Origin of the sequence: Micromonospora psammae, from assembly GCF_036902725.1 — a bacterium.
Lineage (GTDB): Bacteria > Actinomycetota > Actinomycetes > Mycobacteriales > Micromonosporaceae > Micromonospora.
Map to the genome: position 1 here is coordinate 1 of NZ_JBAKHM010000012.1, position 12,394 is coordinate 12,394.

Here is a 12,394-nt window from a genome sequence, read left to right on the forward strand (position 1 = left end):
CGGCGAGGCGGCCCGCACCGAACAGTGCTGGCTGGAGCTGGTGATCGGCACCAGCGCGGTCAAGGCGGGCCGCCGGCCGGGCGGCGGCGACGGGCTCAGGCACCGGGCCGCAGCGTGGCGAGCCAGTTCCGCAGCAGCGCGGCGCCGGTGTCGGCGGACTTCTCCGGGTGGAACTGCGCGGCGGAGAGCGCGCCCCGCTCCACCGCCGCGACGAAGTCCGTCCCGTGGTGCGCGGTGGTGACCCGGGCACCGGTCGCGGTCAGCGCGCCGGCATCGGCGACCCCGTAGGAGTGGACGAAGTAGAACCGGCTGTCGGCGGGCAGGCCGGCGAAGAGCACCGAACCCTCCGGGGGCCGGACGGTGTTCCAGCCCATGTGCGGCAGCCGCCGCGCGGCCAGCTGCGTCACCCCGCCGGGCAGCAGCCCCAGCCCCTTGGTGACCACGCCGTGCTCGTCACCGTGCTCGAAGAGGACCTGCATGCCCACGCAGATGCCGAGCACCGGCCGGCCGGCGGCGACCCGCTCGGCGATCACCGGGCCCGCGCCGAGCTCCTCGATCCCCGCCATGCAGGCGGCGAACGCCCCGACCCCCGGCACCACCAGGCCGTCCGCCTCGGCGGCGGCGGCCAGATCGTCGGTGACGGTCACGTCCGCGCCGGCGTGCTCCAGCGCGCGCTCGGCCGAGCGGAGGTTGCCCGAGCCGTAGTCCAGCACCACGATCCGCCTGCTCATGCCGCCACTCCGCTGCGCTCCGTGCCGCCCTGAGACACCACGGCACTGTGCCTGACGATTCGCTCGCTGCGCTCGCTCATGAGCCCTCCCCGGGTAGCAGCCAGAGCACCCCGCCGACGGTGGCCAGCACGGCGAGCAGCGCGGTGATCACCACGGTGCCGCGCGGCGCGCCCTGCCGGTACAACGACCAGGTCCCGCCGACCAGCACCCCGGCCAGGATCAGCAGCAGGGTAGGCAGCACCGCCCCCATCAGAGCCCACCTTCATTCGCGACTGCGGGGCTCCGCTGCGCTGCACTCCTCGCGCTCATCAGAGCCCACCTTCATTCGCGACTGCGGGGCTCCGCTGCGCTGCGCTCCTCGCGCTCATCAGAGCCCACCTTCATTCGCGACTGCGGGGCTCCGCTGCGCTGCGCTCCTCGCGCTCATCAGAGCCCACCTTCATTCGCGACTGCGGGGCTCCGCTGCGCTGCGCTCCTCGCGCTCATCAGAGCCCACCTTCATTCGCGACTGCGGGGCTCCGCTGCGCTGCGCTCCTCGCGCTCATCAGAGCGCTCCCTTGGTGCTGGGGATCGCGCCCTGCGACCGCGGGTCGATCGCGGTCGCCTCGCGCAGCGCCCGGGAGACCGCCTTGAACTGCGCCTCCACCACGTGGTGGGCGTCCGGGTGGCCGCCGGGGCGGGCCGCGCGCAGCACGTCGACGTGCAGGGTGATCCGGGCGGCCTGGCCGAAGGACTCCCAGATGTGCCGGGTCATGCTGGTCGGGTAGACCGGCCCGATGTACGGGGCCAGCGGCGGCTCGTCGTGCACCACGTACGGGCGGCCGGAGAGGTCCACCGCCGCCCGGACCAGCACCTCGTCCATGGGGACGGTGGCCGAGCCGTACCGCCGGATGCCGGCCTTGTCGCCCAGCGCCTGGTCGAACGCGGCACCGAGGGCGAGCGCGGTGTCCTCCATGGTGTGGTGGGCGTCGATCTCCAGGTCGCCGACGGTGCGCACGGTGAGGTCGAAGCCGCCGTGCCGGGCGATCTGGTTCAGCATGTGGTCGTAGAAGCCGACCCCGGTGCCGATCTCGGCCCGGCCGGTGCCGTCCAGGTCGATCTCGACCAGGACCTCGGTCTCCTTGGTGATCCGCTCCACCCGGGCGGTCCGGCTCATGCTGGGCAACCTTTCGTTCGCGACTGCGGGGCTCGCAAGAGCGGCTCGCTCCTCGCGCTCACGACCTTCTCCATCGCGGCGAGGAAGGCGTCCGTCTCGGCGGGGGTGCCGGCGGTGACCCGCAGCCAGCCGGGCAGCCCGACGTCGCGGACCAGGACGCCCGCGTCGAGCAGGGTGCGCCAGGCCGCGGCCTGGTCGCCGCCGACCTCGAAGAGCACGAAGTTGGCGTCGCTGTCGGCCACCCGGTGGCCCCCGGCACGCAGCTCGGTCACGATCCGGTCCCGCTGCGCCTTGATCGCGTCGACCGTGGCGAGCAGGGCGTCGCGGTGCGCCAGCGCCGCGCGGGCCGCGGCCTGGGTGAGCGCGGAGAGGTGGTACGGCAGCCGGACCAGCTGCACCGCCGCCACCACCGCCGGGTCCGCGGCCAGGTAGCCGAGCCGGCCGCCGGCGAAGCCGAAGGCCTTGCTCATCGTCCGGGTCACCACCAGCCGCGGGTGGCCGGGCAGCACCGCCAGGGCGCTGACCGTGCCGGGCCGGGCGAACTCGGCGTACGCCTCGTCGACCACCACCACGCCGGGCGCGACGTCGAGCACCGCGGCGACCACCGCCGGGTCCAGCGCGGTGCCGGTGGGGTTGTTCGGCGAGCAGAGGAAGACAACGTCCGGGCGGTGCTCGCGGACCTGGGCCACCGCGTCGGCGGCGGACAGCCCGAAGTCGACGCCCCGGGCCGCCGGCACCCACCGGGTGCCGGTGCCCAGCGCCAGCAGCGGGTGCATCGAGTACGCCGGGGTGAAGCCAAGCGCGGTGCGCCCGGGACCGCCGAACGCCTGGAGCAGCTGCTGCTGGACCTCGTTGGAGCCGTTGGCCGCCCACACCTGGTCGACGGTGAGGCCGTGGCCGAGATACGCCGCCAGGTCGGCGCGGAGCGCCACGGCGTCCCGGTCCGGGTAGCGGTTGAGGTCGCGCAGCTCGGCCGCGAGGGCCTCGGCGATCGCCGCCACCACCGGCTCGGGCACCGGGTAGGAGTTCTCGTTGGTGTTCAGCCGCACCGCGACGTCCAGCTGCGGCGCCCCGTACGGCGTCAGGCCCCGCAGGTCGTCGCGGATCGGCAGGTCGTCGAGGGTCGTCACGAGCCCGTCCCGGCGAAGCGCGCGGCGACGGCCTGGCCGTGCGCCGGCAGGTCCTCCACGTTGGCCAGGGTGACCACGTGCGGGGCCACCTCGTGCAGCGCGTCGCGGGTGTACTCCACCAGGTGCACGCCGCGCAGGAAGGACTGCACCGACAGTCCGGAGGAGTGCCGGGCGCAGCCGCCGGTGGGCAGCACGTGGTTGGAGCCGGCGCAGTAGTCGCCGAGCGACACCGGCGACCACGCGCCCACGAAGATCGCCCCGGCGTTGCGCACCCGCAGCGCCCACTCGCGCGCGTCGACGGTCTGGATCTCCAGGTGCTCGGCCGCGTACGCGTCGACCACCCGCAGCCCGGCCTCGAGGTCGTCGACCAGGACGACCCCGCTCTGCTCTCCGCTGAGCGCGGTGGTCACCCGCTCGGCGTGCTTGGTGGCCGGCACCTGCCGGGCCAGCTCCCGCTCCACCGCGTCGGCCAGCTCCACCGAGGGGGTGACCAGCACGCTCGCCGCGAGCGGGTCGTGCTCGGCCTGGCTGATCAGGTCGGCGGCGACGTGCGCCGGGTCGGCGGTGTCGTCGGCCAGGATGGCGATCTCGGTCGGGCCGGCCTCGGCGTCGATGCCGACCACGCCGCGCAGCAGCCGCTTGGCGGCGGTGACCCAGATGTTGCCCGGACCGGTGATCATGTCGACCGGGTCGCAGTGCGCGCGGCCCTCGGCGTCCACCGCGGCGCCGTACGCCAGCATGGCCACCGCCTGGGCGCCGCCGACGGCGTACACCTCGTCGACGCCGAGCAGCGCGCAGGCGGCGAGCACCCGGGCGTCGGGCAGGCCGCCGTTGTCCCGCTGCGGCGGGCTGACCACCACCAGCGAGCGGACCCCGGCCGCCTGGGCCGGTACGACGTTCATCACCACGGTCGACGGGTACATCGCCAGGCCGCCGGGGACGTAGAGGCCGACCCGGTCGACCGGCACCCAGCGCTCGGTGACGGTGCCACCCGGGACGACCTGGGTGGTGTGGTCGGTGCGGCGCTGGTCGGCGTGGACCTTGCGGGCCCGGGTGATCGACTCCAGCAGCGCGGCCCGCACCTGCGGGTCGAGCGTCCCCTCGGCCTCGGCGATCGCCTCGGCGGGCACCCGCAGCACCTCCGGGGAGATCCCGTCGAAGCGCTCGCTGGCCTCGCGGATCGCCGGATAGCCATGCTCCCGGACCGCCTCGACGAGCGGGCGGATCTTCTCGACCGCCACGGAGACGTCGAGCTGGGCACGAGGCAGCAGGCGGCGGGGGTCACGGACGGCACCGCGCAGGTCGATCCGATTCAACACCCTTCGAGTCTAGGCGGCCCGGCCCGGGTGGGACCGCGCCGCCCGGGACCGCGTGGGCGTGAGCCAGGCCACGCCGGACGGGCCCGGGGCGGCTAGGCTCGGTCCCGTGACCGCACGGCTGCCGGTGTTTCCGCTCGGGATGGTGCTCTTCCCCGGGCTGGTGCTGCCGCTGCACATCTTCGAGGAGCGCTACCGGGCCCTGGTCCGGCACCTGGTCGGGCTGCCCGAGGGAGCGGCCCGCGAGTTCGGCGTGGTGGCGATCCGGGCCGGCTGGGAGGTGGCCCCGGGCCCGGGCCGGGCCAGTCCGAGCGGCAGCGGCGAGGTGACCCTGCACGAGGTGGGCTGCACCGCCGAGCTGCGGCAGGTGACCGAGCTGGACGACGGGGGGTTCGACATCGTCACCGTCGGCCGCCGTCGGTTCCGCATCGCCGAGGTCGACGACAGCTCGCTGCCGTACCTGACCGCCCGGGTGGAGTGGCTGCCGGAGCCGAGCGGCACCGACGAGGTCGCCGACCTGCTCGCCGCCCGGGTGATCTCGGTCTTCCGGCAGTACCTCGGGCTGATCCGGCCCGACCCGGAGGAGATCTCCGAGCAGCTGCCGGAGGACCCGACGGTGCTGTCCCACCTGGTGGCCGCCACCGCCGCGCTGACCGTCGCCGACCGGCAGCGGCTGCTCGCCATCGACGACACCGCGGCCCGGCTCCGGGCCGAGCTGCGGCTGCTCAACCGCGAGGCGGCTCTGCTGCGTCAGGTGCGGGCGGTTCCGGTGCCGCTGTCGGAGCTGGCATCGCCCCCGGCCCCCAACTGAGCGCGCCGGGCCCGCCGGTCCAGTCGGGCTCCGGCTCCGGGCGCAGCGACGACCAGCGCGACCAGCCGGCCAGCAGGGTGTACGTCACGGCCGCCGCGAACGCCGGCAGCAGCACGTTCCCGAAGGGCAGCGGGAGCACGCCCAGCAACCACTCGACGCCGCCGGCGCGCAGGTCGACCGGCTTGGCGAACGCCGTCCCCTCCGGCGCGGACGCCAGCAGCCGCTCGAAGTCGGAGAGTCCGATCCGGCGGCCCGCCTGCCAGGCGACCAGTGCGGCGCCGAGCCCGCCGAGGGTGACCACGAACAGGCCCCCCGGGCCACGGCGGCGGCGCAGCAGCACCCAGAGCCCGACCGCGGCGAGCACCCCGAAGCCGAGCCCGAGCAGGCTGAACCAGCCGTCCGCGGCGATCGGCTGCTCCGGCTGTGGCTGGGCGTAGACGGCGCCCTGGGCGGTCTTCAGCACCGGGGTCTCGGGGGCCAGGGCCGCCCAGAGCAGGCCGAGCGGCGCCCCCAGCGCGGTGAGCGCGAGCACCGTGGCGACCGCCAGTGCCGGGGCAGGGCGCGTCCGCTCCCCGGGCTCCGCCGGGCGGCCGGCGTACGCCGGGGGCCAGGTGCCCACCGGCACCGGCTCGACGTCGGCCGGCCCGGCCGGTCGCGGGTCACCGCCGGCACCCCCGCCGGGGGCGGCGGAGGACGGCGATCCGGTCCCGGACGGCGCCGGCACGGGGCCGGCGGCGGGACCGGCACGACCCGGCTCGTCGGTACGGTCGACGGGCCGGTGCGGATCGGGGGTGTCCGGGCTCACCCGACGATCTTCTCAGGCGAAGCTGTGCGACGGGGCGGCGGAGGCCGAACCGCTCAGCGGGCGAACGGCTCCAGCATCATCGAGGCCGCCCGCAGCCACCCCTGCCGGGTCTCCGGCTGGAGCTGGTGGTACTCGATCGATGAGCCGGTCTCCAGCGCCGGGTCGTACGGCACCACGGCGACGGCGCGGGTGCGGGTGGCGAAGTGCCGCTCCAGGTCGTCCTGGAGCGACGAGCGGCCCGGGGTCGGGCAGGAGATCAGGGTCACCGCGTTGTCGGCCAGCTCCCCCATCCCCTCCTCGTGCAGCAGGTCCAGCATCCAGTCGGCGCTGAACGCCGCGTCCTCGCGCGGCACCGTGGTCACCACCAGCTGGTCGGCGGCGTGCATGACCGTCCGCCAGTTGGCGCTCTCCACGTTGTTGCCGGTGTCCACGCAGATCACGTCGTGGGTGCGGCGCAGCAGCTCCAGCACCCGCTTGACGGTGAACTGGTCCAGCCGCTGGGCGAACCGGGGGCTCTCCTCACCGGCCAGCACGTCGTACGACCCGTCGGAGGCGTGCCGCAGGTAGTCGTCCAGGGACTCCAGCAGCTCGGCGCCCTCGCGGATCTCGATGTGCGCCAGGTCGCCGATCAGGTGCCGGATGGTCCGGGCGTGCCGGGCGCTGCCGGCGCGCAGGCCGAGGGTGCCGCGCAGCTCGTTGTCGTCCCAGGCGAGCACCCCCCGGCCGCGCACGCTGCCGACGGTGGCGGCGGCGAGCACGGTCGCGGTGGTCTTGTGCACCCCGCCCTTGGGGTTGGCGAAGGCGAGCACCCGGGGGGTGCCCAGGTCGCGGCGGAGGACCGCGGCGGCCCGCTCGTGCTCGTCCTGCGGGGTCGGCGCGCGCCACTCGATCCGGGCCGGCTCGATCCGCGCCGGGTAGCCCCGGTCGGTGGTCACCGCCGCCGAGTACGTCGGCTCGGCCGGGTAGTCCGGCTCCGGGCGGCGCGGGGGCTCCGGCTGGTACGTCCGGTCCGGCTGGTACGCCGCCGGCTCCGGCTGGTACGTCGGCTGCGCCGGGTACGCGATCGGCTCGGGCTGGTACGTCGGCTGCGCCGGGTACACCGGCTCGACGGGAGCGTACCCGGGCCGCCCGCCGTAACCGCCGTCGAGCGCGGCGTACCGGGACTCGACCGGCGGCTCGTGCCGGTAGCCGTTGTCCAGCAGCGCGTACCGCGACTCCGCCGACGACTCCGGCCGGTACGACGGCTCGGGGCGCGGGGCGGGCTCGGGCTGGTACGACGGCTCGGGCTGGTAGGACGGCTCCGGCCGGTACGACGGCTCCAGCCGGTAGGCCGGGTCGACCCGGTAGGTCGCCTCGGCCCGGTACCCGGGGTCCGCGCCGTACGGCGGATCCACCGGTGGCGGCACGGCCGCCGCGGCCCGCGCGGACCAGCCGTTGCCGGATCCGCGCCGGGGCAGCGGGTCCGGCGCTGGCGGCTCCTCGGCCCGACGGTCGGTCTCCGGCTGCTCGCCGGCGCGACCGCCCAGACGGGCGCGGTCGAGCAGCGCCCGCCATCGCGGGGCCGGTTCGGCCGACCGACCCCAGCCGGTCTCGGTGCCGTCCAAGGCTCGCCCTCCCCGCACCACATCGATCTCCGCCTGACAGGCTACGAACGAAACCCTATGCGGACCACACCTGTCCGCGCACATCCCCCGGCGGCCATACTCAGCGCGACGGTGGCGACGACCGTCCGGCACCGACGTCCGGGGAGGTCGGGGCGGTGGTGGGCGGCCGGCGGGCGGTACCGGCGGGCGCACGGTCCGGTGAGGAACCCGTCACATCCGGTGCCGCTTCCGACGAATCGCCCACCTCGGGCGTCAGCGCGGTGTCGGCCGGCGGGCGCACCACGTCCCGCTGCTCGGGCAGGGGCGGGAGGAAGACCGTGCGGTCCAGCCGGCGTACCTCCGGGGCCGGGTCGACCCCTCGGACACCCGGCCGGGTGGCCAGCTCCCGCAGCGCGTCCGGCGCGGCCCGCACCACGGCGGCGTACACGCAGCCGCAGCCGGCCCGGTAGGCCCGGGCCTCCCGGACGGCCACCTCCGCCCCGGTGGAGTACGTCCGGCGCAGCAGCGGCTCCGCGGCCGCCGCCGCCCGGTCGCGCTGGTCGGCGGCCTCCCGGTCCTTGCGGTCGGCGACCCCGGCCATCCCGGCCAGCACGTCCTGCGGCGTCCGCTGCGCCGCCAGGTGGACCACCTCGGTCTGCCGGTCGGGCAGCGGCACCCGCGCCACCACCTCGACGACCGACACGTCGGCGAGCACCGCCGGCAGCGCGTCCGGCCGCAGGTAGGCGTCGAAGGAGACCAGCGCGTACGTCCCGGCCGACGCGTCGGCCGGGGGCAGCGCGGCGAGCTCCGTGGCGGCGGAGCGCAGGTAGGTCGGGATCGCGTCGCCGGGACCCACCCCGACCCGGGTGACCTCGCCCACCGTGCGGTCCCCGACCGGCTCGTCCCGCCGGTCCGTCCACCCGGCGGCGAGCAGCACCGCGCCGACGGAGAGGGCCGCGGCCCAGCCGAGCCAGCCCGGCCGGCGCCGGGCGTCGGCGAGCGGCCCCCGGTCGCCCGGCGGCGGACCGGCGGCGTCCACCGGCGCGGGCCCCCTCGTCGTCACAGGATCGGTGCCGTCAGTCGCGCAGGATCGCCAGCGCCTGCGCCAGGTCGTCGGGGTACTCGCTGACGAAGGTCACCTCGTCACCCGTGCGCGGGTGCGCGAAGCTCAGCGACCGGGCGTGCAGCCACTGCCGGCTCAGTCCCAGCCGGGCCGAGAGGGTCGGGTCCGCGCCGTAGGTGATGTCGCCCACACAGGGGTGCCGCAGGGTGGAGAAGTGCACCCGGATCTGGTGCGTCCGGCCCGTCTCCAACCGCACGTCGAGCAGGCTCGCCGCCGGGAACGCCTCAATGGTGTCGTAGTGGGTGATGCTCGGCTTGCCGCCGGAGACCACCGCCCAGCGGTAGTCGTGGTGCGGGTGCCGGTCGATCGGCGCGTCGATGGTGCCGCGCGACGGGTCGGGGTGGCCCTGCACCACCGCGTGGTATCGCTTCTCCACCTCGCGGTACTTGAACGCCCGCTTCAGCGCGGTGTACGCCTGCTCGCTCTTGGCCACCGCCATGATGCCGGTGGTGCCGACGTCGAGCCGGTGCACCACGCCCTGCCGCTCGGCCGCGCCGCTGGTCGAGATGCGGTGCCCGATCGCGGCGAGGCCGCCGATCACGGTCGGCCCGGTCCAGCCGGGGCTGGGGTGGGCGGCCACCCCGACCGGCTTGTCCACCACCACGATGTCGTCGTCGGCGTAGACCACGGTGAGCCCGGGCACCGCCTGCGGCACCACGGTCGGCGGGGCGACCGGGGCGGGCAGCGTCACCTCCAGCCAGGAGCCGGCCTTGACCTTGTGCGAGTTCTGCCGGGCGACCCCGTCGACCAGCGCGTCGCCGCCGTCGACCAGCGCCGCGGCGGCGGTGCGGGACAGGCCGAAGAGCCGGGACACCGCCTGGTCCAGGCGCATCCCGTCGAGCCCGTCGGGGACGGGGAGGGAACGGTGGTCGCCGCCGCCGGCGAAGGCCGAGGTCATGCCGGCTCCCGCTGCTCGGAGGTGGCGCCGGCCGGCGCCGCCGCGGTGTCGTCGCCGCCCTTGCCGATCCGGCTGCCGTCGCGCTGCCGGCCGGTCAGCTCCAGCAGCACGGCGAGCAGCACGCCGGAGACCAGGCAGCTGTCGGCCAGGTTGAACACGGGCCAGACCTGCCCGTACGGGTCGAAGAGGCTGACCATGTCCACCACGTGCCCGACGAAGTGACCGGGGGCGCGGAAGATCCGGTCGACGAGGTTGCCCAGCGCGCCGCCGAGCACCAGCCCGAGCGAGATCGCCCACGGCAGGGAACGCAGCCGTACCGCCATCCAGACGATCCAGCCGACCACGCCGATGGTGATCAGCGGGAAGATCCAGGTGTGGTCGGATCCGATGCTCCAGGCCGCCCCGCTGTTGCGGGTCAGGGTGAGGTAGACCGCGCCGCCGAGCAGCCGGACGGGCTCCCGGTCGTCGAGGGCCAGCAGCGCCAGGTGCTTGGTGAGCAGGTCGGCGAGCAGGCCCACCAGGGCGATGCCGCCGAGGACCACGACCGCTCTGCGGCGGGGCGTGCCGCCGCCCGGCTCAGCGGTGCCGGATCCGGTCGGTGCTGTGGTCATCGACTCCCCATCGACTGTCCGGACGGCGATGGTTCGCCGTCTCACGCGGTCGCCGGGGAGCGGACGTCAGCGCCGCTCCTCCAGCTGCTTGCAGGTCACGCAGAGGGTCGCCGACGGGAAGGCGGCGAGCCGCTCCACCGGGATCGGGTTCCCGCACCGCTCGCACCACCCGTAGCCACCCTCGTCGAGCCGCTCCAGTGCCCGCTCGACCTGCGTGATCCGTTCCCGGATGCTGTTCGCGAGGGAGATCTCCTGCTCGCGCTCGAACGTCTTGGTGCCGGTGTCGGCCTGGTCGTCCCCGGCCGAGTCGGTCAGCCGGTCGCGCTGCAGCTCGGTGATCTCGCTCAGCGTCTGATCGTACTCGGCGCGCAGCTCGTCCCGTCGGGCCGCCAGGGCGGCCCGGATCTTCTCGGTCTCCGCCGCGCTGCGGGTGGCCTTCGCCACCGGCTTCCGGCCGGCGGTCCTGGTGTCGGCTGGCTTGGCCATCGTCAGCTCCCTCAGCCGCGTAGCGCGGCGGTCGGCGGTGTCCGGACAGGGGCCACCGGCCTGGCGCCCCCACGTAACAAAACGGGCGCACGGCAATGAGGGCCGCGCACTCCGGAGGTTGGCAAGAATACGGAACGTACAGGCGTCCGACAACGTGGCGCACCGTCGTGCCGTTATTCAGCCTCTAGTAAGCCCTAATTAGGGCAAAAAGAACGCTAGCAGATCACCCCTCCCGATCCTCGCCGTACTCGCCAAACCACCTGGCCAGTCGACCCCGTCGGCTGACCGCCCGCAGCCGCCGCTCCGCCTCGTCCCGCACCCCGGCGGTCGCCACGATCAGCAGGCTGTCGCCCGCCTTGAGCCGGGTGTCCGGGCCCGGCACGAAACCGGCGCCGTCGCGCAGCACCAGGGTCACCGAGGCGCCCACCGGCAGCCGCAGCTCGTCCACGTGCACACCGGCCAACCGGGAACCCGGCGGCACCTCCAGCTGGAGCAGGTCCGCCCGCATCCGCTCCAGCGGAGCCGTCTCCACCCGGATCTCCGCCAGCTCGGCGGGCGCGGTGACGCCCAGCCGGCGGGCCGCCGGGGCCAGCGTGCCGGCCTGGAGCAGCGTGAAGATGACCACCAGCACGAAGACCGCGTCGAAGAGCCGGTCCGCCCCCGGAACCCGCTCGGAGAGCGGGATGGTGGCCAGCACGATCGGCACCGCCCCGCGCAGCCCGGCCCAGGACAGGAAGGCCTGCTCGCGCAGCGACACCCGGAACGGCAGCGCGGAGAGCGCCACCGACAGCGGTCGGGCGACCAGCAGCAGGGCCAGCCCGGTGACCACCGCCGGCAGCACCGCCGCACCCAGCCGGCCCGGCGTGGCGAGGAGGCCGAGCAGCACGAACAGCCCGATCTGGGCCAGCCAGGCCAGCCCGTCGGCGAAGCCGAGGATGGCCTGCCGGTGCGGCAGCCGGGCGTTGCCGAGCAGCACCCCGGCGACGTAGACGGCGAGGAAGCCGGAGGCGTGCAGCACCGCCCCGGCGGCGTACGCCAGCACGGTGAAACCGACCGCCGCGATCGGGTAGAGCCCGGCCGAGGGCAGGGCGGCCCGGCGCAGCGCGAACCGGCCGGTGATCCCGGCCGCCAGCCCCACCGCCGCCCCGGCCCCCAGCTCGTAGCCGACCAGCAGCGCCTCGTACCACCAGGGGTGGGCGGCCGGGGCGCTGCGGGAGAGCAGCACCACCAGGATCACCACCGGGGCGTCGTTCATGCCCGACTCGGCCTCCAGGGTGGCCACCAGCCGGGGCGGCAGCCGCAGCCGGCGCAGGGTGGCGAAGACCGCGGCGGCGTCGGTGGACGAGAGCACCGCGCCGTAGAGCAGGGCCAGCCGCCAGTCCAGCCCCAGCAGCAGGTGCACGACCAGGCCGACGACGAGGATGCTGACCAGCACGCCGGCCGTGGAGAGCGCCGCGGCCAGCCCGAGCACCGGGCGCAGCGTGCTCCACCGGGCGGTCAGCCCGCCCTCGGCGATGATCACGATGAGCGCGCAGAAGCCCAGCACCCGGGTCAGCTCGGCGTCGTCGAAGCGGATGCCGAGCCCGGCCTCGCCGATCGCCACCCCGAGGGCGAGGTAGACCAGAAGGCTCGGCACGCCGAGCCGGGTGGAGAAGCGGACCGCGCCCACCGCGACCAGCAGTACGGCGGCGCCGAGCAGCAGCGCGACGTCCAGCCCGGGGGTCACGGGCGGCCGACCCGGTGC

Annotated in this window: 13 protein-coding genes; 1 reads left to right on the forward strand and 12 read right to left on the reverse strand. The window is 75.4% G+C overall.

Annotated elements, in window-relative coordinates; all coding sequences use genetic code 11:
- Positions 1-95: 95 nt before the first annotated feature.
- The 5 genes from hisH to hisD form a co-directional block, all read right to left on the reverse strand.
- On the reverse strand, positions 96-731 hold the full coding sequence (gene hisH, locus V6U79_RS16015) for an imidazole glycerol phosphate synthase subunit HisH (protein ID WP_334529955.1): 636 nt from the start codon (positions 729-731) through the stop codon (positions 96-98).
- Between the two features lie 76 nt (positions 732-807).
- Positions 808-981, reverse strand: a complete 174-nt coding sequence (locus V6U79_RS16020; RefSeq protein ID WP_334529952.1) for a CG2302 family histidine operon protein — start codon at positions 979-981, stop codon at positions 808-810.
- 294 nt (positions 982-1,275) lie between these two features.
- Positions 1,276-1,887, reverse strand: a complete 612-nt coding sequence (hisB, locus tag V6U79_RS16025) for an imidazoleglycerol-phosphate dehydratase HisB (protein ID WP_334615095.1) — start codon at positions 1,885-1,887, stop codon at positions 1,276-1,278.
- Positions 1,884-3,017, reverse strand: coding sequence for a histidinol-phosphate transaminase (locus tag V6U79_RS16030; protein WP_334529946.1), 1,134 nt, complete (start codon positions 3,015-3,017; stop codon positions 1,884-1,886). The genes hisB and V6U79_RS16030 overlap by 4 nt, the downstream gene beginning before the upstream one ends.
- Positions 3,014-4,336: a histidinol dehydrogenase gene (gene hisD, locus V6U79_RS16035; RefSeq protein ID WP_334615096.1), complete on the reverse strand. Its 1,323-nt coding sequence runs from the start codon at positions 4,334-4,336 to the stop codon at positions 3,014-3,016. Before hisD ends, V6U79_RS16030 begins: the two co-directional genes overlap by 4 nt.
- Positions 4,337-4,442: 106 nt before the next feature.
- Here hisD and V6U79_RS16040 point away from each other — a divergent pair, with 106 nt between their 5' ends.
- Positions 4,443-5,144, forward strand: a complete 702-nt coding sequence (locus V6U79_RS16040) for an LON peptidase substrate-binding domain-containing protein (protein ID WP_334529940.1) — start codon at positions 4,443-4,445, stop codon at positions 5,142-5,144.
- Here the strand turns inward: V6U79_RS16040 and V6U79_RS16045 are convergent.
- The 7 genes from V6U79_RS16045 to V6U79_RS16075 form a co-directional block, all read right to left on the reverse strand.
- The gene (locus tag V6U79_RS16045; protein ID WP_334615097.1) at positions 5,059-5,949 is read right to left on the reverse strand and encodes a DUF2567 domain-containing protein; all 891 of its coding nucleotides are present in this window, start codon (positions 5,947-5,949) and stop codon (positions 5,059-5,061) included. The genes V6U79_RS16040 and V6U79_RS16045 overlap by 86 nt on opposite strands.
- A 53-nt stretch (positions 5,950-6,002) precedes the next feature.
- Positions 6,003-7,553, reverse strand: a complete 1,551-nt coding sequence (locus V6U79_RS16050) for a MinD/ParA family ATP-binding protein (RefSeq protein ID WP_334615098.1) — start codon at positions 7,551-7,553, stop codon at positions 6,003-6,005.
- A 100-nt stretch (positions 7,554-7,653) separates the two neighbouring features.
- Entirely contained in the window at positions 7,654-8,571 is a 918-nt protein-coding gene (locus V6U79_RS16055; protein WP_334615099.1) for a hypothetical protein, read from the reverse strand.
- Between the two features lie 37 nt (positions 8,572-8,608).
- A complete protein-coding gene (locus V6U79_RS16060; RefSeq protein WP_334529929.1) occupies positions 8,609-9,553 on the reverse strand; it encodes an RluA family pseudouridine synthase in 945 nt (314 codons plus the stop codon).
- On the reverse strand, positions 9,550-10,164 hold the full coding sequence (gene lspA, locus V6U79_RS16065; RefSeq protein ID WP_334529926.1) for a signal peptidase II: 615 nt from the start codon (positions 10,162-10,164) through the stop codon (positions 9,550-9,552). The genes V6U79_RS16060 and lspA overlap by 4 nt, the downstream gene beginning before the upstream one ends.
- 66 nt (positions 10,165-10,230) lie before the next feature.
- Complete coding sequence (locus tag V6U79_RS16070) at positions 10,231-10,650, reverse strand: TraR/DksA family transcriptional regulator (protein ID WP_334486313.1); 420 nt, start codon at positions 10,648-10,650, stop codon at positions 10,231-10,233.
- 223 nt (positions 10,651-10,873) lie between these two features.
- Positions 10,874-12,376 (reverse strand): potassium/proton antiporter, encoded by a 1,503-nt coding sequence (locus tag V6U79_RS16075; RefSeq protein WP_334529923.1) that lies wholly within the window; start codon positions 12,374-12,376, stop codon positions 10,874-10,876.
- Positions 12,377-12,394: the final 18 nt, after the last annotated feature.